Raw genomic sequence first — 19,613 nt, 5'->3', positions numbered from 1 at the left:
CGCAGCAGGCCCTCGTTTCGAGGAGATCAGTCTTTCTGGCCCAGGCGTGGCTCGGTGCCAGCCATGATTCGCTGCAGGTTGCTGCGGTGACGCCAGATCACCAGGGCCATCGCCACAAGTGCCACCGTTAGATCGGCTTTGTTGCCATGGCCGGCTGCCATCAGCAGCGGCAGACTGATCGCTCCCACCACACTGGCGAGCGACACAGTCCGGAAAATCGACAAGGTCGCAAGGAAGACCCCGAAACAGGCCAGGCCCACTGGCCAGGCCAGTCCAAGGAACATCCCAAACCCTGTGGCCACTGCTTTACCCCCCTTGAAGCCAAGCCACACCGGCCAGATGTGGCCTGTCAGTGCCGTTAGCCCAGCCAGCACCTGAACCCAGTCGCTAAACGCATTGCCTTGGGTGATCGCGCTGGCCAGAACCACAGCGGCCGCGCCTTTGCTCACATCAATCACAAACACCACCAAGGCAGGCCCTTTACCCACCTGGCGAAGCACATTGGTGGCACCCGTGGAGCCCGAGCCGAGTTCACGTAGGTCCAGACCCTTGCACCAGCGTCCGGCCAGGTATCCGCTGGGAATGGAGCCAAGCAGGTAGCCCAGAAGCAGGGAGAGAAGGGCCATCAGAGCAGGTCGTCGTCGATGAGTAATTCATCTGGCTGGGCGGCGAAGGCCAGCCAGAGGGGGAACTGAAGCACAGGGATGTCTACAGCGCGTTCTGCGGCATCGATCAGGATCAGTGGCACCTCACCGCGTTCTTCCAGGCGATCGGCACGTTCCACCAGGGCATCAGCGCGATCGAACAGCACGATGCCACTGTTAGGACCGAAGTCCTCGCGCCCCAGCCCGAGGCAATCCTGCAGACCACGTCGCCAGTCCCCGAGTCGTTCTGGCTGTCCGGCCAGGACCAGGGTCTGAAACTGATCGCCATAGAGCTCACCGATGATTGCGATCAGACCGGAGGCCAACAGAACATTGCGGGGCCGACTGCCTCGGCTGGCCTGGGCACCTCGGCCTCCCTGGTTGAAGAACCAGTCTTCGAGTAGGGCCACATCGCTGCCATCGAGGCTGCGCCGTAGTTTCCAGGGACCTGCGTAGAAGTCAGGCTGCTCAAGGAAGCCCTGCAAGCTGGCACGGATCAGCTCTTCATCGGGCTTGAAGGTGTCGGCAATAGCTGGTGTTGGAACGTTCTCAACAGATGGTTCATTGCTGTTGCTGTTCTGATGATCGAGAGGGGACGGCTGCACCACCATCGGTTGCACGACCAGCTCCAGGCTTTCCACCGATTGGGCCAAGTCCTGAAGGGCACCGCCCAGATACTCCTGGAACCCCTTCACCCGTCGTGCGATTGCATCCGACTGGCCAGCGAAGGACTGGCGCAGATCTTGCTCTAACTGCTGCTTGCGTTGGCTTAATTCCTGGATCTCTGTCTGGAGCGCGTCGCGTCGCTCGACGAGCTCTGCGGTGGCGAGCGACTGCCAACTGGGGGATTCGGGTTCCGGAACCATCTCACTACACCCTTCCGAGGCAGGGGATGCTGGAGTGCAACCGGCATCTTCGCTGCTCTCTGATCGAGCAGATTCATCTGAATTGCTTTCAGCGGCAGTGCTCTCAGCTGCAGTTGTTTCGGATGTGTTGCCAGGCGCGGCGTCGTTGGTGTCGCCGCTGCCGTTGCTCTGGAGTTCGTCAGCCATGGAACGGTTCAGGACGGATCGCTGCTGGGGGGGGCGTTGTGTTCCAGATTGCCAACCCGCGCGCGTAATTGCTCCTGTAGTTGCTCGGCGTTAAAGATCACTGGGATCAGATGTGGGCTTTTGGATTCCCGGAAATAAAGAACGGTGGGGAATCCTGGCCAGAACACTCGCCAGCTGATCCAGTCTTCATAGGGGAACTCGCGAAGTTGCTGTTCGCCCCGCCACACGATCAGAGCACTGTCTTGAAATTCGAGGCGCAGGCTGTAGCTCTGCACAAGCAGAGCGAGGCCAATCAGGCTGTTGAACAGGGTGGGCCAGGGGTGGAGCGGCAGGGGTAGCAGGCCCGGACCCAGCAGCAGAATCAGTAGCGGTAGACGCGGGCTGGGAGCAAGGCTCACGCTGCCGGTTTTGTTGGGGCTTGGCTTGGGCATGGATCAGACAAATGACGCGTTCGCGTCAACCGAAAAGGAGTTGGGTGAGCAGTACATCCATCAGGGCCACGGTGACGAGGATCATCACCACTGAGCCGGTGGTGCTGGTGCCGACTTCTTTCGGTCCACCAGAGGTGGTGAGGCCCCAGCCACAAGACAGCACAGCGATTTGCAGGCCGAACACCACAGCTTTGATCAGCATGAAAGGGAGGTCATCCGGCTGCAGCCAAGTGCGCACCGAGTTCCAGAACACCTCAGGGGGAATGCTGTAAAACTCCGTGCTCGTGACTTGGCCGCTCCAGACAGCAACCGCGAAGAACAGCAGGCACTGCACGGGGGCCATGACCACCATGGCGATCAAGCGGGGAACCACCAGGTACTCCACAGGGTCGGTGCGCAGCATGGTGATCGCATCGATCTGTTCGGTCACCTTCATGGTGCCGAGCTGAGCTGCGTAGGCGGTGGCTACTTTGCCGGTGAGCAGCGTGGCGGTGAGCAGGGGTGCGATCTCTCGGGCTAGGCCGATTGCCAGCACGCCACCAACGGTCGAACCTGCCCCCATGCTGCTGAGTTCGGCGGCGACCTGAATGTTGAAGACCGAGCCTGCGGCCACTCCAGTGATCAGCACGATTAAGAAGCTGCCGGGACCGGCCTCCATCAGCTGATCAAACAGGTCGATTGTGTTGATCCGGCCGCGAGCGGTGGCGGCAACGGCCTGACCACCGATCAGCAAACTGCTGCCCAAGCGTCGTAACCAGCGGGGGGCTCTCATCGGTGGTGGCCGCGTGTCACGGGTACTGGAGGTGGGCGCCTCGGTCAGGCCAGCGTCGCATCAGGACGAGGCCAAGAGCCACCATTACAGCTGGAATCAAGCCCATGCAGAGACGGATGGCAAGCAGGGCGGTGGCGGGCTGTTCGATAAATGTGAGGGCACTGTTGCATTCCTGGCTGGAGATGTAGCCAGTCAGGGCGAGAAGTCCGCCGAACAACGACATGCTTAGACCGATGATCAGCTTTTGGACCAGCACCATCCAAGCGGTGTACATGCCGGCAGGGTGTGAAGGGTCGGCATCGATGGCGTCGGGCAGAAGCGACCAGGGGATCAGGTAGGCCGTCGAGGCGCCGAAGCCCACCAGCAAGATCAATCCGATCAGTGGGGCCAGACCAAGGCCGCTGATGCCGGCGGCCAAAGGCGAAAACAGCATCGAAAGCAGACAGGCGGCAATCCAGATCCCCCCGCCCCATCGCAGGGCGACCAAGCGGCCGCGACGGTTCGAGACCAGGCTCCAGACCTGAAGACCGACAAGGGCGCTGATCTGGAAGGGAAGCAGAATCCAGGTAGCGATTCCGGACGGTACGTGAATCACCTGTACCAGCCACATCAGGGCCACCACTTGCATCAGTTGAAGGGCAAACCAGAGCAGTAGGTAGAGCCCGAGCACCATGAGGAAGCGGGGATTGGAGCGAATTCGCCCCAGTTGTTGCAGGACTGGTTCGCTATCGCCGCTTGGTCGCTGGGCTCGTTTGGCGAAAGGGGCAAGGCCCCAGCAGCAGGCCAGGGTGGCGGTGGCGGCAACCGAGCCGGTGATTCGGCCCATGACCAGGTAACCCTCAGATCCGTTGCTGAGCACCACGGCACCGACTACGAGCCCGCTGAGGCCGGCAATGATCGAGCCGGTGAAACGGGCTGCATTGAGTCGGGTGCGGATGGCTGTATCGGGTGTTAACTCAGTGGACAGCGCTGCATAGGGCAGGTTGACACTGGTGTAAGTGGTCATGAGCAGGATGGCCATCACCACGTAGTAGATGGTGCGCTCACTGACGCTTCCTTCCGGCACCCACCACATCGCTGCAAGGCTGATGCCGAGGGGCAATGCGGCTCCGAGCATCCAGGGCAAACGAGGACCCCAGCGGCTGCGGGTGTGATCACTCATCCAGCCAATCAGCGGATCGTTGATCGCATCCCAGACCTTGATCACCGTGAACAGAGAACCAGCGATCAAGGCTGGCAGCCCAGCAGCGCAAGTGAAGAACGGAAAGAGGTAGAAGCCAAGCACGGTGGCGGCAAGCCCTGTGCCCGCATCACCGAGGCCGTAGGCCACCATCAGACGGCGGCGACTGCCTCCGGAAAGCGTGTCAGAGCGGGTCAAGCGGCGGACAGTGGACGGCGCATGGTCATAATGCTTGGGTACTGGGTCAACCGAGTCAATTTTTGACCAGTTGGTTTGTACCAGTGCGGGCGTAGTTTAGTGGTAAAACCTCAGCCTTCCAAGCTGATGATGCGGGTTCGATTCCCGCCGCCCGCTTCCAAGGACTCCTTTAAAAGAGTGCAGCCCGGTGAGGGTCCAAAGCTGCCTCTTTGGTTTTCAGCGCTGGCGTCTGTCCAAGTGTCGATCAGTTGGGGAGCCATTCCTTCGCCACCATCACCACCATGCTGCGGCTTTCGAGGGGCACGCTGTTCGGGCTCCACGGCTCAGCGCGTTCGGGTAGGTCTTGACCTGGGGGAAGGGCAGTGTCGATTAGGCGATGCCAGGCTGAGGCGGCGGGTGGCAGGTCGAAATGCATGGCCTTGAAATAGCTGTTGAAGCCCACCCACAACACCGCGCCCCGTTCGCCTTGATGAAGGCTGGTGGCCAGGCAGTGTGACCAGCTGGCCCAGTCTGGTTTTTGCAGTTCCACCCCATGCCACTGGCGCCAGAGTCGATCTGGGTCATCTCCGCACTTCGGCGCAATTTCGCTGATGGCTGTTCCTGAGTTGAGTAGGTCTGTCAGTTCCCGTCTCGCGTGCAGCAGCCGCTGGAGGAAGCAGAACAGGTCTTGATCACATTGATCCTGCCGCCAGGTCATCCAGCTCAGTGGGCTGTCCTGGCACCAGGTGTTGTTGTTGCCGCCTTGGCTGCGTCCCACTTCGTCGCCCATCAGGAGCATCGGAACACCACGGCTGAGCAGCAGGCTTGTGAGCAAGTTGCGTTGCTGTCGACGGCGCAGGGCCTGAACGGCGAGGTCGGTGCAGGGCCCCTCTACGCCATGGTTCCAGCTGCTGTTGTGGTTCTCTCCGTCGCGGTTGTCTTCGCCATTGGCCAGGTTGTGTTTTCGGTTGAAGCAGACCAGGTCTGCCAGGGTGAAGCCGTCGTGGGCGGTGATGAAATTCACCGAGCGGTCCAGTTTGAGCGGCTTGCCGTCGTTGAGATCGGGGCTGCCGCGCAGGCGCTGGCCCAGTTTCCAAGTGCTGTTCTCATCGCCTTTCCAGAAGCTGCGCAGGTCGTCTCGGAACCGGCCGTTCCAAGCTCCGATTCGCTTGGCAGGAAAATCACTGAGGCGATAAAGCCCGCCGCAGTCCCAGGGTTCGCTGACGAGCTTCAAATCGCTTAGGTGCGGATCAGCATCAATGGCTTCAAATAGGGGCGGCCGATCGAGTGGTTTGAGGTTCTCGCCGCGGCTGAGGGCGATGCCCAGATCGAATCGAAATCCATCGATGCCGAGCTCAATGGCCCAGCAACGCATTGATTCAAGGATGAGCTCTCGCACCAACGGCCGATTGGCGGCAATGCTGTTGCCGCAGCCGCTGACATCCTGATAGTCGCCTTTGGCGCTTTGGTGGTAATAAAGCTTGTCGGCAATTCCTCGCCAGCTCAGGGTCGGGCCTTGCTGGTTGCCTTCGGTGGTGTGGTTGTAGACGACGTCAAGTAGCACTTCAATGCCAGCGTCATGGCAGGCGGCGACTAGCTCGCGTACCTGGTGCCGGGCTGAGAGCGGATCATCGCCTTCGATGAAACCTTGGTGTGGTGCAAACCAGCTCAGGGGGCTATAGCCCCAAACGTTGTCTCGGCCTGGTGGCGCGTCCTGGAGGTCAAAGGCCTGGATCGGAAGGAGTTCGATCGCTGTGACCCCTAGATCCGATAGGTAGGGGAGCTTGGTAATCAGCCCGCGCAGGGTGCCCCTCTGGGAGGGCTCAACACCTGAGTCATCCCGGCGCGTGAAGCTTCCCACATGCAGCTCATAGATGACGCTGCTGGTCCAGCTGTGGCGGGGCCGTGGGTGGGCGTCGAAATCGAATCTGTCGCGTTCGCAGACCACAGCCTTGAGGCAGGCGTCTGTATTAGGGGAGGCGCCTGTAGCTGCACCACGCCGGTACACGTTCCAGCCGGCGATCGCTCGAGCACAGGGGTCGAGCAAGACCTTTGCGGGCAGAAATCCATGCCCCCCTGGCTGCAGGGGGCCAAACACGCGATAGCCGTAGCAGCATCCGGCTGTGAGGCCTTCCACCTCCACGTGCCAGTAGTCACCAGAACGATGGTTGCTGTCAAGCTCGATGATCTGCTCAGCTTGAACCGCATCAGCATGGCTAAAGAGCAGAAGCTCAACCCGGTTGGCGGTCGGGGCGGCCAGTGAGAAGTTCACGCCCATGGGCGTGATCGAACTGCCCATCGGCCAAGGGGTGCCGCGGTGGATCGTGGCCAATGATCCTGCCCGCGGAACGCAGGACGAACTGTCCACAAGCTAGAGGGGTGCCCACACTGAAGGTTGCGGCCCCAGGGACCATGTCATGACACTGACTTCTTCTTTGGAGCAAGGCCGACCGCCTCAACAGATTCGACCGGATCTTTGGTTGTTCCCGCCCAACCGCGACTGCCTTGGAGGTTCCTCTTGGTGGCTTGATTGTGCATCCGAGCCCGTTCTGATCGATTGCCCTCCCCTGACTGAAGCGACGCTTCAAGCTTTGGAGAGGCTTGCCGCTGGAAGGACGCCCAGGCTGTTGCTCACGAGCAGGGAGGGTCATGGCCGGGTGCGGCGGTTGCAGGAACGCCTGGGCTGGCCAGTGCTGGTGCAGGAGCAGGAGGCCTATTTGCTGCCTGGGGTTGATCCCTTGGAAACATTTGCACAAACCCACCGCACGGCCTCTGGCCTTCGTCTGCTCTGGACGCCAGGGCCCACTCCGGGCAGCTGTGTGGTGCATGCACCGGCCCCTTGGAACGTGTTGTTCTGCGGACGTCTGCTGGTGCCTGTGGCAGTAGGGGTTCTGGCCGGATTGCAGCATCGACGCACATTTCACTGGCCTCGCCAGCAGCGCAGTCTGGAACGTCTACGTGATTGGGTTGGCTCAGATCCATTGCCATCACTGGCTTCTGGGGCAGGGCTTGGCGCGCTTCGTGGTGAGCGCTTGGCGCCTTGGAGCGCATGGGCTGATGGCTTTCATCAAGCACCCCATCAGGAGACTCCGACGTAAAGCGTTGCTGCATCAGACATTTCGCTTGCCCCAACGGCTCAGCCTCCATACGATTGGCGCGCTCAGGGAAGCCCTAGCGGATGTCGACCTCCGCATCGTCAATCAGCCGCTTCCGCAACTCACTCCCTTTCCATGAACAAAGCTGACCTCGTTAATCTCGTCGCTGCTCGCACTGAGCTCACCAAGACCGATGTCTCCCTGGTGGTGGATGCCGCCATCGAGACCATCATCGATTCTGTCGTTGAAGGCAAAAAGGTGTCGATCCTTGGCTTCGGTTCGTTTGAGCCCCGCGAGCGCTCCGCTCGTCAGGGCCTGAACCCCAAGACCGGCGAAAAGATCAAGATCCCCGCGAAACGCGTGCCTGCTTTCACGGCCGGCAAGATGTTCAAGGATCGCGTCCAAGGCTGATTCAGATGATCATTGCTCCGCCCTCCCACGGCGGTGCCTACCGGGTGGCCCGATTGGGCCACCTTTTCTTTTGGCAAGTTCATGCGCCGCTTCTCCGCTTCCAACGGCTTGCCTGGTCATCTCCAGACGCTATTTGCTCTGGGTGATGATCTTCGGCGGCAGGGTTACAGGGGCCGCTTTGCACCCACCCCTTCCGGACCACTGCATCTTGGCAATCTGCGCACGGCCTTGATGTCTTGGCTTTTGGCCAGGCGGGCTGGCGGTAGCTGGCTGCTGAGAATCGATGATCTCGATACCCCACGGATTCGACCAGGTTCCATCGCTTCTGTTCTGGAGGATCTGCGCTGGCTTGGTCTCCACTGGGATGGACCAGTGCTGTTTCAGAGCCATCGGCGCGGCATCTACAGCGGGGTGCTGTCCCACCTGCGTCGCCAAGGAGATCTTTTCCCTTGTCGCTGCAGCCGGCGAGAGCTCTCCGCGACTCGGATTTATCCAGGCACCTGTCGCGATAAGGACCTTGATTGGGGTTGGGAACAGCGGCGATTACCTGCCTGGAGATTGCGGGTTACCGCTGATGCCTCGCAGACCTGCGGGGATGTAGTGGTGCGCCGAGCAGATGGATTCATCGCGTATCACCTCGCCACAGCTGTGGATGAATTGGCCTACGGGATCACTGAGGTGGTGCGAGGGGCCGATCTGGCTCCAGCGCGAGCGGCCCAGATGGCGGTGATGGCCGCCTTGGATCAGCGGGCGCCGCACTATTGCCATGTCCCCCTGCTTTTGGATGGTTCAGGCGAGAAATTGGCGAAGCGGGAAGCCAGTGAAGGCCTGACGGCATGGCGGGAGAGAGGGGCTCGCGCAGAGCAGGTGATTGGTCTCCTGGCTGAGCAACTGGATCTTGTCCCTCAATCCACAGTGCTGTCGCTTCAGGAGCTTTTGGAGAGCGTGCGAAGCAATCCGGAAGGCCTCGAGGCTGTGCTCGAGGCCTGATTCTTTGTGAAAACTTCGGGATTGCTGCCGTGTAGACGCCCCACACTGGCCATGGGGAGTTTGAGGCAGGGCTGATGATCTGTCCACGTTGCGGCGGTAGCGGTATTCAGCGGGTCGCTGATCAACGTTTCCGCACCTGTCAGGACTGTCTGGGACAGGGTGTGATTCTTGTTTCCGGCTCTGTGAGTCCAGAGCCGGAAACGTCCCGATCCGGATCGGATCGGGACGTTGAGGTCAGCGCAGCTGCTTCTTCCTTTGTTGCCAGATGAAAAAGGCTGCGGTGACAACCACCGCCAGCAGGGGCACGGTGGTGAACAGCAGTAAGGCGACAGCGGTCCAGTCGGTGTACATCCGCAAACAAACAAAGCCAGTGCATCATCTCAGCTGAGCGCTGCTGTTGGTCTCTCGCCACTCCACTTGACGGAGATTGTCAACAGTGGACCCGTTCAATCCGGCCTGTAAAGCGACTGCTCCAGATCTATGACGCGTCGCATCTTGACTGTTCTGGTCGGCCTTGAAGCACGATGTTTGGGTTGGTGATGACCATGTTGTCCTTCGATTCTGAGTCATGCGTTTGGCAGCAGTCAGTTCTGCCGTTGCTCTGTCTCTGCCCCTGGCTGCTTTGGTGCCGGCGGCACCTGTTTTGGCCGGTAGCGTTGAACGCCTGATTCCGCTGGTGCAGGTCTGCTTCTCAACCCAGAGGCCTCGCGCCTGCGAGCAGGCTCTCGTGCAGTCTGAGGATCTGCAACAGCAAGCAGCTGACCAGGATCGCTACCCGTGCCAGAGCATGGTGCTGGGATTGCAGGCCGATGTGGTGATGGTGCAGCTGCAGGCCGGTAGAGGCAAGCTTGCCTATGAAACTCTCGATGCGGTTGGTCAACGCTGCAGAGGTCTTTAGCTTGAGAAAAGGCATCGCACGGTCAGGAGCAGCAGCATGGGTGCAGGAAAGAGATCCCCTTTGGTGCATTTGACGGCTGGTTTGCTGATCGCGCTGGTCGGTGGGATCGGGCCGGTTCGGGCCCAGGTTCGTTTCGACGATTGTCAGCCGATCTCTGGAGGAGGCATCACCTGCAACACCGTTCCTTATGGCAATACCCGCATGAACATGATTGATGGGGAATACGGTCTGATGGATCAGGCCAGCCCAGGTTGGGCCGAATACGATCCCTATCAGGGATATGAAGACATGCTCGGGGGCAATCAGACGTGACCTCTGGGATTGAGTCTCTGAGAATGGATTGATCCCCTTTAACCTTGAGAGGGCCCTTTGCCAATGGGATTCATGGCTGTGACGCAGGAGCAGAAGGATGAGTGGAGGGATTTCTTGCTCCAGGAAGTGGTTAGTTTCCTTGGGGCTCGTAAAGACGATATCCACTGCAATTACGATCGCAGCAGTGTGGGAAAAGTTCCTCTAGAAGCGTTGGATCAAGCAGGACTTTTGGATGTGGAAGTGGCGATCACCTTCCTCCAGGATAAACGTCCTAGTTGGGGTCTTGGTAAGGGATTCTTAGGTATGAATCTGATCAAGTGATCGTCACTGTTGGCGGCACCAGGGGTTGATCTCGATATCCGCAATCGATGAGCTCAAGCCCCTCCTGTGTCTTGCGAGCGTTAGTTTGTCTCAGAGCATGAATGGGTAGCTGTGGTCGATTGGCGTGATGACCAGGACTATCGCGAAGGTTGGTGCGAGACGAAGGAGAGACCGGAAACGCCTCGCCGAGTTTTCACGTTCAAGGAGGCCGGTGTTGCCCGTTTCAATGATGTGGTCGATGACGGTTACGACGAGGTTGATCACAACGCCTAATCCGAATCCTTGTCTGCTGGCTGTCTTTGATCAAGAGCATGGTCTGGATCAAAGGTCGTCAAAAGATTGGCTACGACCAGTAGGGTTCTCACCCGGCCAGCGCTTCGATCTGCCGCCTTGTTTTGGTTGACCTGCTTCATGTTCAGCCAGGGTTGGACGCGTGGCCTAGTGGTTGACGTTGACCAGCCTGCCAGCTCTGGTGCTACAAACGGAGCCTGAACAACTGAGCCATGGCTGCTAAGTCCACAACGCAACCGAATGCCCGTTGCTGGGTCTGGTTTAAGGGAGGTTTGAATGAGCCTTCCCATTGGCGTGGGGGCTGGTACGGTGCTCCCTCTGTTTTGGGTGGTATCAGGATTGAGCACAGTGATTACGTGCCTTGTCGCTGTCCGGATTGGCGTGTGGTGTTTGAGGAGCCTCAGGATCTCAACCAACCACCCTTGATCCCAGAAGACAGTGAATGGAAGTTGTTTCCCACCGAACCCACTTGAGCTTGCTTCTGAAGAGGGGAAGGGAGAGGCGACGTAAAAACCTGATCAATGTCTGGTGAAACCATCCGTCGTTTGACCAGCCTGGAATTAACGTTTTCGACCGAGCACTTTGCGCTTCACGACACCCTTGCTCTTTTGATATCGGATCAGCTCCCCATCCTCCAGGGTGTTCAGGCTAAGTACACCATTTTCTCGGTATTCACGCTCGAACGGCACAACCCAGGATGTTCCGTTGTCTAACACGTAGATAACTTCAGTCTTGTCTTCACTGATGCAGAATCGAACTTTGATGTCGTCGAAGACTCCGACATCGCTCACAAACTCTGCATCGAAATACGAGCAAGCCTGAGACCTTTCAAACTCATCCTTGATGTTGGCGAAGCCTGGGCTCGTCGCGGTCATGAACAGAACCATGAGCGCAATCAGCTTGTAGAGCGTATTCGAAGGCATCGGGGGCAGCGCTTTCGCCAGGCTTGATTTGCGTTGTCATAGCAGCATTCGAACGTGCTGTCCGGTTGGGTTGAGTGCTGCAACGTCTGAACTTGTTTTGTCCGCTCTGGAAGGATTGCGAGTTTATGTCCAGTTTTCGAGCAATCACGGCTTTCTATGGTTTTTGGCGCTTGTTAGCAAGCTCACAGGCATGCTTAAGCCAGGTCATCAGGTCGAGCCCTGAATTTGAGGGTGGCACCTGCATCTCAGTGGGCGACCCCAGTGATCAAAATAACTCAATCAACTTGATTGTCTGCCTTGGTGCTGACAACAGGGTGAACACTCTGGTTGATGATGATGTCAGCCAAGCTCAAGGCGGTGTATGAATCAATGGTGTCTCATTTACAGAAACTGCCATCCAATTCAGTCAGCTTGAGATGGCCTGACATTGATGTAATACTGGGGGGTCTGAGGCTTAATCGCTGAAAGCGATACCGAACCTGTCAGTTGGCAGCAGGGTGGTCAGTGAAGTTGAGGGCTGATCTGTCTCCCGGCAGAACGATCGAGATGCAATCCCCGCCTATAGCGGGGCGTGTTGATGGGCTGATGCGGATGCGCGTCATTCTTTGCCGCTACTCAACATCCATGTCGCTTGCATCTAAGACCTGCCATTCAGGCTCTCCTTCCTGATCGCAGAACTCGACTGCATCCTCTTCTGTCTCAAACATCGCCACTTCTCGGTAGATCCCTTCTGTGTCCGTCGGTGCCATCACCACCCATCGCGCTTCAGCGTCCCATTGATCCGTGCTCATCTGGCGGTCATCGGTATGTGCTCCGCATTTTCGCGGAAATTTTGTGGGGAGGAGGAGGCTTCTCTTCGATGCCATCAAGGCTTTGCAGCCTCACGTGGCCAGCAGCTTGCTAGAGGGCAGCCCAGGGCTGTCGGCCTGTGGAGAGTCACTGGAGAGTCACCAGATCTGTGGGATGTAGCAGTTCAGTCATCCCAGTGCCCCAGGCTTCGATCAAGGCGCTGCGATTGGTTGTTGGCACACCTACTTTTTCTTGCCGATGCGAATGGTTCTTGGATTCAGCGGACACGCCAAGGCATGGAATGGAGCGTGACTTCCATCATGGACAAGGCTGCCCATCGGTTGGGCATTGGAGCTGTCGTGTTTCATTGGAGTGCCTTGGTCACTGTCGTTCTAAGAAACTCACCTTGCTTTACGCGATAGGTATTAGCCCCCATTCCGCTTTGGAAGCAGGATTTTGATCGCCCGGTACCACTCAGCTCAGCAGAAACATGGGAACACGCACTCGTGTCTTGGCAAGTGTTAAGGCCGCCATTCCTGCTGCCTTCTTGTTGATGAGATGCTTGATGGCAATCAGTCTCCAAGTGGCTTGAACTGATCGAGTAATGATTGATTTAATTGATCTGTGCAGCCAACGACAAGCTGGGAGTAGATCGAACCATTTTGATATGGCGCGAAAGCTTGTTTGCAAACCTTTGAGGTGACCGCTTTCCATTGCTCAAGATCGGCTGTCGGCAGTTTTTGCCTCAGCGCGTTCACGGATTGATCTCGCTGCTTAGCAGCGCAGGCCTGCATTTCGATCGTGGTCATGCCTGGGCAGTGCGGTGTTGCCGCGCTGGCTGGAATCTCAAGAAGCAGGAAAGCAAGAACAAGCAGGGGTTTCATGTTGATTCAGAACATTCACCCAGCCTGCCCAACGAGTCGCAGGTGCACAGCAATCGATGAAGACTCATGATGGCTTTGAAGGCGAAACAACCTTGTTGCCCAGAGGGACAAGGCGCTAGCGCTGATGAGTGCGCAGCATCTGAAACATGGGAGTGGCATCTCTCAGCACATGGCAGAGCATCATTCCTCAGGTGGTGTCAGTGCTCGCAGCCTGAGAGTAAAAGCGACTCAGGTGGCTGACGGCATTTGAGTTGATCCGGTGAGTAGAGGAGGGGAACCGCGCCCCTTCTCTGCTTCCCCCGGGGAACGGGGTTGAGCTGGTGAGGACTAGGGATGGATTTCACCAGCTCAACCACCTGATCCAACAATGGCGCGAGCCTCATCGCCTCTGAGCTGGATGGTTGTTCATCCAAGCCTGGCTCTTTGTTTCGATCGGAGCTGAAGAGCCAGTTGCCACTCTGAGCTAGCAGTAACGCAAAAAAAAAGAGCCATCACCCCTCGTGACAGCTCGAAGCATTTTCCTGAAGTCAAGGTATGAAGGCATGCTGGCCTTTGGCAAGCCAGATCAGGAGAGCCGACCTGTCTGATCGGCGTGGCTTATGCCTTAACTGAGGTGAATGGGGGCTGGCTTGGGTGTTGTCTGCGCCTTCCTTGAATTCACAGCTCTTCGACCCAGCAAGCAACTGACAAAGTTCATGCTGTATTCGAGTCTCTGCAACCCATCGCTGAAATGCTGGCTTGAAGCCTGGATGGGTTGATAGATCAGTCACAGCTTCCTTGAAGATCGATGCTGCCGGCACTGTGTCTGTGGGAAAGCATCACTATCTCAATGTGCTGAACCAAGTGATGTCATTCAGCGCGAGAGGCATCGTTGTTGATTCAGGTTTGGCTGCAGGATGTTCTTGGGCTTCCCGCTTTCAGGATCCCTGTCAATGAAGCCAGCTGAGATGGTCGCGATGCATCACCGGTTGCGGCGCTGTCTTGAGAAACGTTCCCCAGTCACACTGGTGTGCATCAAATGTTGCTTCCCTGCTCCTGTGCCACTGGCTATCCATGAGAAGTCCCTCATGGCTGATTTTGATGAAACGCGCCATCCTGGCAATGGCCTTTCTCGTTGCTGTCCCTTTGCAGGTGGGTGCCGCCCAAAAGGTCCCTGTTCCGGTGATGAGTCAAATAGTGGCTGACTGCAACGACGAGCATGCCGCTGATAGTCAGGCAACCACCTCCGTTGAAAACTGCATTGCAGAGCAGATCGAGTCGTTCAAGAAAATGCAGAAATAGTGCATTGCCTTGCTGGCAGCTAGCCAAAAGGTTTGGGTGACATCTTTCAGAATGCGCCTGTTCCTACCCTGTGTGCTTCTGCCCCATTCGTTTGGGCATTCAACTCCCAGGCAATCCACTCGATGAAGACTATCGATGTCTCAGTGCCCCTGCGGGGGTGCTTTTTTATGAGATTCAATCTCGTAACAGCAGTACCGATCGTGTTGTCATGCCTCCGTGTCAGGTCTGCCATCACTGAGCAATGGGGTCGAAGCAGAACGCATCATTTCGTCTCTGATCAAGAACAGGTGTCACCCTGTTGCAGTGGTAACACGGTGACACCACGGACGACGTTGGCATCCATCAGTACCCGCACTTGCACGCCGCCTTTGGGGTCTTCAGCCATTTCCACAGCGAGACCGACCAGCTCATCGCCGGAGCTATTGATGTAATCCAACAGTTGCAACCTCTTGAGAATTTTTGGCTCTGTCATGGGTGGCTCTTGCTGCACTACACCAAACAGGCATAACCCAAGAGGCCCGGCTGCTGTGTGGCAAATGATTTTGAACACCGCTCTTCAGGCTGCAAGTCCAAAAGTCTGAAGGTAAAGCGACAGTCATTGGATTGAGTTCTCACTCGATTCGCACAATTTGCTTAGGCCTTGCGTTCAATCATCTTGAACAGTTCATGGTTGTAGCGACAACACATATCCCCCCTAGATGATTCCGCTCATGGCAGCAAGGTGGACCTCAGGAAGTTGCGCTGGTGACTCCTCCCGTGGAGCACCAGGACAACCCCATTGCCCGGGGAAAGCAGAAAAGGGAGAAACGGAACCCTTCTCTGCTGACCGGATCGACTCAGCGTCTCTTCCGAGTCCCCTTTACTTTCCTCGATTGTGTGGCGGTGCTCCTAAGAGAATGATCCGCAGCCTGGTGCCGAGAGTTGCTGTCCGCATGTTATGGATGCTGCTGACCTTGATGCACAGTCCGATGCCTCTGGGCGAGGTGGAGATCAGACCGATTGTCTAGGGCTTGATTGTTTGCTGCACGGTCGCCCCCATCGTCTTCCGGCCTCGATCGTCACTGATCTCGTGGGGAAGTCTGTTCAGTGGTTGTGCTGGTGAATCACTTTCCAAGCCCTCACCAGCCCAACACCGATTGAGAGATACAGAGAGAAGATGCTGGCAGCCCCTTCCCCTGTTCTCCCGAAGAGACCCAAGAGGCGCCCCCCTTGAGCTAGGAATACTGTCTTGCGGTGCGGAGAGAAAATCTGCGGCAATGATCGCTTGCTCGCTGATTGATGAACGCTGCGTCTGTGACGGGTGATGCCTTCAGGGTGTCCACGCCCTTGAAGGCTGGTGGCGAGATCAATGGGTGAGCCACCTAAGACAAAGGCCCCAAATTGGGGCCAGATCTCTGAAGCCGGAGGATCGAGAGGGTTAGCGGGTGTAGGTCACTCCGCGGTAGGTGCAAGACCTTGTGGGTGAGCCGATGCGAGGAGCCTGGTGGGCCGAGGTGTAGTCGGCCGATACAGGCTGCATGGCGTTGTGCCGCTTCGCTGCATCACGCAATTGCTCACGTTGCAGCTGCTTCTGGATCAAAGAGAGGGGGGACATCAGTCGTCTCCACAGCGTTCAGGCCCCCGTTGCTTGGCCTGAATCGAACTGCACCTGCACATTGCAGGCCAACGATTCCTCAATCCTACAGGATCAGTTCACAAACCGCTGTCTCCACTTGTCAAGAGATGGAGTGCAAGCCCTGAGGAATAGAAGGCAAACAGTGTCCTGTTGTTTTGCAGTGGGGTGGAGTTGAGTCGTTGTGTGTGCACCGTGCAGGAATTAGAGGTAGGTTCGCGCTGATCTCTCTTCGCTTCTTCTCAATGGCTTCCCGCTTCTTTCATGTTCAGCACGAGTTTCGAGCGGGCAAGAGTCAGCAGTGGTGGGATGCCGCTCAGAAAGCGATGGCCCCAGGTGGAGGTTGGGATGATGCCGTATCAAGGAATCTCCAGGCTGGTTTTTATAACCATTCTTTCAACCCCATTGCTCCGGAAGGCCCCGCTTTTTGTATCTGGGAAGTGCAGGAGGGAATCACCGATGAGCAGTTTCAGGATTTCATTGATGGACCGCATGGACCCGATTTCGGCCTCGGTGCATTCATGAATATTTGCCGGGAAATCAACGTTGAGCTCGCAGGTAATACTCCTTATCCCCGCAAGTTTGCTTGAGCCTGACTAGCCCGCTTAGCTCGGTTGGCTGGGCGGGCATTTCGCTGGGAGGGTGAGTGCTTGCTTTTTTCAGATTAGAGACACATATCAATTCAGTTCAAGCCTCGGCTTAGGCGGGGGTGGTGGAGTGGCCACCACCTCGAGTGGTCTGAGTGGGATTAAAGCCCGATCAGGTGAAGTAGTCCTTCGCCTGTTGCCAGCTCTGTCACGATTGCGGCGATGAATCCAAGCATGGCGAGCCTTCCGTTCAGCTTTTCGGCTCGCTGGTGGAAGCCCCAGCCAGCATCCGCTCCAGCAATTTGGATTGGGAGCTCTTTGGCATAAACATTTTCATGCCCTTCAGGATCATGGGTGACCAGGCCGGTGGGTGCGTTGAATGTGGTTGCAGACATGGCTGTCTCCGAGAGGGACCTGTTTGGTCTATGTCTGCCCTGAAGACTTTGAAAGAGGGGGCAGCCGTACGTAGAGGTTCGGTTTCAGGCCCCCCTTCTGCGTCTCGCGATTGGCCTATTCATTGCCTTGACGACGTCTTCCATGCCGCAGTCAAGATCTCCCTGCTTTTGCAGTTTTCTGGGCAGAGAAAGCCTATATCGCAAGCAGTCGAATTCGCTTGGTGCTCGGAACTATCTAGTCAACTGATCGTCTAGTGGTCGTCTCACTGAAACAGACTTGGCAAACAGTAAGAGCGGTGTTGTTTGTTGGAAGGATGACTCTCACGATGAATCGTTTTGCCTTACCTAGGAACCGGAGTCTTCTACATCGGCACCGGAGCCGACGGTGTCATCCAGCGTCTGACCAGGCCGCCACCCTTGTGCCCAGATCTCGCGGCATTTTGCATTCAAGCCTTCGCGGTCGAGAGCCCATCCTTTGATTGCTCGCTCGATGTCTTCCTTGATGTCTGGTGAACCAGGGAAGTCTTCGTACCGCATCAGTAGCCTGGCCGCACTGGTGAGTTGATCTGGTCCTGGTGCACCTTCATGCCCAAGCAAGCTGTCTACAACTTCACGGTCGGTGGCGTAGAGAGGGTGTGTTTGCCCGTTGTCTTCAGTCATGTACCAGAGTGTGGCATTAAACGATATGGTTGCTTTGTCATCGATGGAGGCTGCCGGGCAAGTGTGAATGCGACCACTGAATCATTCGATTACTCAGTTGTTAGGTGCTTGCACTTCAAGGAATAATCCAGTGCTGATCGGTTGATCTGAAGCTTGGTTAATACACGTCTCGCTGTGTATTTCTTGGGTCTGTGATGCGTATGTTGCAGCCGGCCTGTCCAGCGGCTGTGTTGTTGAACGTGTCTAGGTATTGATTCATCAACTCTGGATCGTTGCTTTGAATTAATGCGGCTTGCAGCTCTGCCAGGTCTTCGCCTACGCCGTCACGGCTCAGTTGACCCGCCGCAAGGCCTGTGCAGATTGCTTGAGCTGCTGCTTTGCCATCGCCGGGAAACACAGTGGTTTGGATACGTTCGATCACGACTGTGTTCGTGCCTGCTATCAAGGGTTGAGCTGCCAACAGGCTGATTGAAGCCAAGGCTAGAACGCGCATGCCTTTTGGGAGAGAGTGCTGTTGTAGTGCTAGCGAGTTTCATCCGACCAGCCCACCGCTAGCTGCCAAAGTAGCCACTATCGGCGATGATGCCTGATCAGTTGCTCGTCCACATCACAGCTCATCAAGGATCCTCACCATGGAGCGTCGCACAGTTCAAATCGCCGACATCATCCGTCCGCATCAGTCGATTCTTGATCAGGCCAAATTGGAATATCTGGTTGAAAGTATCAAAGATATTGGGCTTCAGGAGCCTATCGATCTATTGGAGTTTGATGGAAAGCTCTATGGTTTCAACGGATGTCACCGGTACAATGCTCACAAGCGACTAGGTCTTCAAACCATCGAAGCAAAGGTGCGAACGGTTGACAAGGCAACATTTCGGCTCCACTTAATGTGAGCCTGGTTAGATGCTTGGTGTTGGCTCTGTATATTGCAGTATCTGGATTTTTTCGAGAATAGGGCGAAGCTGTTTACCGCGTCTCTGGAGACTTGTTCTCCAACAAAATTAGGCGAGACAGAGCTCGCCCTAGAATTTAGATTGGCGGGGAGTTGGCAGTCTCTTAAAGGTTTTTATTTCAGGTTTTCTTAAGTCTGAAAATGGCCTATGTAAAATTGCTGCTCTTCTTCAGGGAGTCATTCGTCGAAGACCTTGCACATTGGTGATCCGGGATGAGTGTCACAGATGTCGTCAATCAACTTGTCTCTGTGGCGGCTCTCTGGATTGTTTAAGGCTGCATCATGCTTGGGGTCGAACTCTTCAGGTGAATGCTTTTCGTTAGCACTGAATGGTACTTTGTACTCATCATGCTTGTAATTGATTTCAGTCATAGTTCAATGCTCTCGGCGAAACGACTCAACGACTTATTGATCCTAGATAGTTCGACCAGTATCCGTGCTTTCTTTGGTAATTTTTCCAATTCCTCCAGGCTTCGTGTTGAATTCAGCGTCTGTTGTGCTCAGAAGTCCGCTATCCCACTTACTTTGACGGGTGCCAATCAGCGCCATGGCCTCTGATTTGAGCTCTCGGCCCTGTTCATGATGGCGGTGGCATGCTTGCCAGGCGCGTGATGGCATGCATCGCAATCGAAGTTGGCTTGGGCATTGCAACATGAGCCTGAAGTGCTGACAGCCCAGCTGCAGAGTGGCGTTTGCGCAGTTGTGAGCAAGCTCACAGCAGGAGGGAATGGAGGTCATCAGCTGGAGAGCTGAAAGCGGAGATGGTGAATGCATCGGAGGGAGAGATCCCGCCCCACGCATCACCCCCATCAGAGCAATGACCACGATCAAAACCATCGCCGCCGCCGCTGCCTCCCTCGCCGCTGGTGCCACCTTGATGTCTGTTGCAGGCCCTGCTGCACAAGCCAATCCCTACAACAGCTTTGGCCGTGCCGGCGGCTGTGATTCTGTCGCTA

Annotated in this window: 27 protein-coding genes and 1 tRNA gene; 13 read left to right on the top strand and 15 right to left on the bottom strand. The window is 56.7% G+C overall.

What is annotated here, in order from left to right:
- Nucleotides 1–26: 26 nt before the first annotated feature.
- Genes plsY through DXY10_RS11415 form a run of 5 tightly spaced genes read right to left on the bottom strand, consistent with a single transcriptional unit; the run spans nucleotide 27 to nucleotide 4,232 of the window.
- Nucleotides 27–626: a glycerol-3-phosphate 1-O-acyltransferase PlsY gene (plsY, locus tag DXY10_RS11435; protein ID WP_115019447.1), complete on the bottom strand. Its 600-nt coding sequence runs from the start codon at nucleotides 624–626 to the stop codon at nucleotides 27–29.
- The gene (locus tag DXY10_RS11430) at nucleotides 626–1,696 is read right to left on the bottom strand and encodes a DUF3086 domain-containing protein (RefSeq protein WP_115019446.1); all 1,071 of its coding nucleotides are present in this window, start codon (nucleotides 1,694–1,696) and stop codon (nucleotides 626–628) included. The genes plsY and DXY10_RS11430 overlap by 1 nt, the downstream gene beginning before the upstream one ends.
- A gap of 8 nt (nucleotides 1,697–1,704) precedes the next feature.
- Entirely contained in the window at nucleotides 1,705–2,127 is a 423-nt protein-coding gene (locus tag DXY10_RS11425; RefSeq protein WP_115019445.1) for a DUF3119 family protein, read from the bottom strand.
- A 25-nt stretch (nucleotides 2,128–2,152) separates the two neighbouring features.
- A complete protein-coding gene (locus DXY10_RS11420) occupies nucleotides 2,153–2,899 on the bottom strand; it encodes an ABC transporter permease (RefSeq protein WP_115019444.1) in 747 nt (248 codons plus the stop codon).
- 16 nt (nucleotides 2,900–2,915) lie between these two features.
- Nucleotides 2,916–4,232 (bottom strand): MFS transporter, encoded by a 1,317-nt coding sequence (locus DXY10_RS11415; RefSeq protein WP_115019638.1) that lies wholly within the window; start codon nucleotides 4,230–4,232, stop codon nucleotides 2,916–2,918.
- 130 nt (nucleotides 4,233–4,362) lie between these two features.
- Here DXY10_RS11415 and DXY10_RS11410 point away from each other — a divergent pair.
- Nucleotides 4,363–4,433: transfer RNA gene (locus DXY10_RS11410), tRNA-Gly, on the top strand.
- Between the two features lie 88 nt (nucleotides 4,434–4,521).
- Here DXY10_RS11410 and DXY10_RS11405 read toward each other — a convergent pair.
- On the bottom strand, nucleotides 4,522–6,555 hold the full coding sequence (locus DXY10_RS11405) for a glycogen-debranching protein (RefSeq protein WP_115019442.1): 2,034 nt from the start codon (nucleotides 6,553–6,555) through the stop codon (nucleotides 4,522–4,524).
- A 118-nt stretch (nucleotides 6,556–6,673) separates the two neighbouring features.
- Here DXY10_RS11405 and DXY10_RS11400 point away from each other — a divergent pair, with 118 nt between their 5' ends.
- The 8 genes from DXY10_RS11400 to DXY10_RS11370 all read left to right on the top strand — a co-directional run bounded on the left by DXY10_RS11400 (nucleotide 6,674) and on the right by DXY10_RS11370 (nucleotide 11,047).
- Nucleotides 6,674–7,354, top strand: coding sequence for an MBL fold metallo-hydrolase (locus tag DXY10_RS11400; RefSeq protein WP_115019441.1), 681 nt, complete (start codon nucleotides 6,674–6,676; stop codon nucleotides 7,352–7,354).
- 132 nt (nucleotides 7,355–7,486) lie between these two features.
- Complete coding sequence (locus tag DXY10_RS11395; protein ID WP_006043393.1) at nucleotides 7,487–7,762, top strand: HU family DNA-binding protein; 276 nt, start codon at nucleotides 7,487–7,489, stop codon at nucleotides 7,760–7,762.
- Between the two features lie 81 nt (nucleotides 7,763–7,843).
- Nucleotides 7,844–8,752 carry a tRNA glutamyl-Q(34) synthetase GluQRS gene (gene gluQRS / locus DXY10_RS11390; RefSeq protein WP_115019636.1) on the top strand — a complete coding sequence of 303 codons (909 nt, stop codon included), beginning with the start codon at nucleotides 7,844–7,846 and terminating at the stop codon, nucleotides 8,750–8,752.
- 568 nt (nucleotides 8,753–9,320) lie between these two features.
- On the top strand, nucleotides 9,321–9,650 hold the full coding sequence (locus tag DXY10_RS11385) for a hypothetical protein (protein ID WP_244282280.1): 330 nt from the start codon (nucleotides 9,321–9,323) through the stop codon (nucleotides 9,648–9,650).
- A 63-nt stretch (nucleotides 9,651–9,713) separates the two neighbouring features.
- Nucleotides 9,714–9,962, top strand: a complete 249-nt coding sequence (locus DXY10_RS11380; RefSeq protein ID WP_244282279.1) for a lactate dehydrogenase — start codon at nucleotides 9,714–9,716, stop codon at nucleotides 9,960–9,962.
- Between the two features lie 72 nt (nucleotides 9,963–10,034).
- Nucleotides 10,035–10,283, top strand: coding sequence for a hypothetical protein (locus DXY10_RS11375; RefSeq protein WP_115019630.1), 249 nt, complete (start codon nucleotides 10,035–10,037; stop codon nucleotides 10,281–10,283).
- A 111-nt stretch (nucleotides 10,284–10,394) separates the two neighbouring features.
- On the top strand, nucleotides 10,395–10,556 hold the full coding sequence (locus DXY10_RS14660) for a hypothetical protein (RefSeq protein ID WP_170955822.1): 162 nt from the start codon (nucleotides 10,395–10,397) through the stop codon (nucleotides 10,554–10,556).
- A gap of 230 nt (nucleotides 10,557–10,786) precedes the next feature.
- Nucleotides 10,787–11,047: a hypothetical protein gene (locus DXY10_RS11370; RefSeq protein WP_170955820.1), complete on the top strand. Its 261-nt coding sequence runs from the start codon at nucleotides 10,787–10,789 to the stop codon at nucleotides 11,045–11,047.
- Nucleotides 11,048–11,134: 87 nt separating this feature from the next.
- Here the strand turns inward: DXY10_RS11370 and DXY10_RS11365 are convergent, their stop codons facing one another.
- The 3 genes from DXY10_RS11365 to DXY10_RS11350 all read right to left on the bottom strand — a co-directional run bounded on the left by DXY10_RS11365 (nucleotide 11,135) and on the right by DXY10_RS11350 (nucleotide 13,170).
- Nucleotides 11,135–11,449: a hypothetical protein gene (locus tag DXY10_RS11365; RefSeq protein ID WP_115019626.1), complete on the bottom strand. Its 315-nt coding sequence runs from the start codon at nucleotides 11,447–11,449 to the stop codon at nucleotides 11,135–11,137.
- Nucleotides 11,450–12,108: 659 nt separating this feature from the next.
- On the bottom strand, nucleotides 12,109–12,288 hold the full coding sequence (locus DXY10_RS11355) for a hypothetical protein (RefSeq protein ID WP_115019438.1): 180 nt from the start codon (nucleotides 12,286–12,288) through the stop codon (nucleotides 12,109–12,111).
- 570 nt (nucleotides 12,289–12,858) lie between these two features.
- Complete coding sequence (locus DXY10_RS11350; RefSeq protein WP_115019437.1) at nucleotides 12,859–13,170, bottom strand: DUF1311 domain-containing protein; 312 nt, start codon at nucleotides 13,168–13,170, stop codon at nucleotides 12,859–12,861.
- Between the two features lie 1,080 nt (nucleotides 13,171–14,250).
- On the opposite strand from DXY10_RS11350, the gene DXY10_RS11345 reads away from it, so the two are divergent.
- Nucleotides 14,251–14,451, top strand: coding sequence for a hypothetical protein (locus DXY10_RS11345; RefSeq protein ID WP_115019435.1), 201 nt, complete (start codon nucleotides 14,251–14,253; stop codon nucleotides 14,449–14,451).
- A gap of 277 nt (nucleotides 14,452–14,728) precedes the next feature.
- Here the strand turns inward: DXY10_RS11345 and DXY10_RS11340 are convergent, their stop codons facing one another.
- A complete protein-coding gene (locus tag DXY10_RS11340; RefSeq protein ID WP_115019434.1) occupies nucleotides 14,729–14,923 on the bottom strand; it encodes a hypothetical protein in 195 nt (64 codons plus the stop codon).
- A gap of 945 nt (nucleotides 14,924–15,868) precedes the next feature.
- Nucleotides 15,869–16,045, bottom strand: coding sequence for a hypothetical protein (locus DXY10_RS14650; RefSeq protein ID WP_170953954.1), 177 nt, complete (start codon nucleotides 16,043–16,045; stop codon nucleotides 15,869–15,871).
- Nucleotides 16,046–16,308: 263 nt separating this feature from the next.
- Here DXY10_RS14650 and DXY10_RS11335 point away from each other — a divergent pair, with 263 nt between their 5' ends.
- Complete coding sequence (locus tag DXY10_RS11335; protein ID WP_115019432.1) at nucleotides 16,309–16,653, top strand: hypothetical protein; 345 nt, start codon at nucleotides 16,309–16,311, stop codon at nucleotides 16,651–16,653.
- Between the two features lie 158 nt (nucleotides 16,654–16,811).
- Here DXY10_RS11335 and DXY10_RS11330 read toward each other — a convergent pair whose 3' ends face one another.
- The 3 genes from DXY10_RS11330 to DXY10_RS11320 form a co-directional block, all read right to left on the bottom strand.
- Nucleotides 16,812–17,045 (bottom strand): chlorophyll a/b-binding protein, encoded by a 234-nt coding sequence (locus DXY10_RS11330; RefSeq protein ID WP_115019430.1) that lies wholly within the window; start codon nucleotides 17,043–17,045, stop codon nucleotides 16,812–16,814.
- A gap of 345 nt (nucleotides 17,046–17,390) precedes the next feature.
- Nucleotides 17,391–17,705, bottom strand: a complete 315-nt coding sequence (locus DXY10_RS11325; protein ID WP_115019429.1) for a DUF3288 family protein — start codon at nucleotides 17,703–17,705, stop codon at nucleotides 17,391–17,393.
- Nucleotides 17,706–17,862: 157 nt separating this feature from the next.
- The gene (locus tag DXY10_RS11320) at nucleotides 17,863–18,165 is read right to left on the bottom strand and encodes a DNA ligase (protein WP_170955816.1); all 303 of its coding nucleotides are present in this window, start codon (nucleotides 18,163–18,165) and stop codon (nucleotides 17,863–17,865) included.
- Nucleotides 18,166–18,337: 172 nt separating this feature from the next.
- Between DXY10_RS11320 and DXY10_RS11315 the strand changes: the two genes are divergently transcribed.
- Nucleotides 18,338–18,598: a sulfiredoxin gene (locus DXY10_RS11315; RefSeq protein ID WP_115019426.1), complete on the top strand. Its 261-nt coding sequence runs from the start codon at nucleotides 18,338–18,340 to the stop codon at nucleotides 18,596–18,598.
- A 236-nt stretch (nucleotides 18,599–18,834) separates the two neighbouring features.
- Here the strand turns inward: DXY10_RS11315 and DXY10_RS11310 are convergent, their stop codons facing one another.
- Nucleotides 18,835–19,029, bottom strand: a complete 195-nt coding sequence (locus DXY10_RS11310) for a hypothetical protein (protein ID WP_115019424.1) — start codon at nucleotides 19,027–19,029, stop codon at nucleotides 18,835–18,837.
- 355 nt (nucleotides 19,030–19,384) lie between these two features.
- Here DXY10_RS11310 and DXY10_RS14310 point away from each other — a divergent pair.
- Nucleotides 19,385–19,613, top strand: a 229-nt coding sequence (locus DXY10_RS14310; RefSeq protein WP_371411140.1) for a hypothetical protein, incomplete at its 3' end; no start/stop codon positions are given.

The sequence above is a fragment of the Synechococcus sp. UW140 genome (assembly GCF_900474295.1).
In the GTDB taxonomy this organism is placed as follows: domain Bacteria; phylum Cyanobacteriota; class Cyanobacteriia; order PCC-6307; family Cyanobiaceae; genus Synechococcus_C.
Note: the sequence above shows the minus strand (reverse complement) of the source record. Positions and strands in the feature narration are given on the sequence as shown.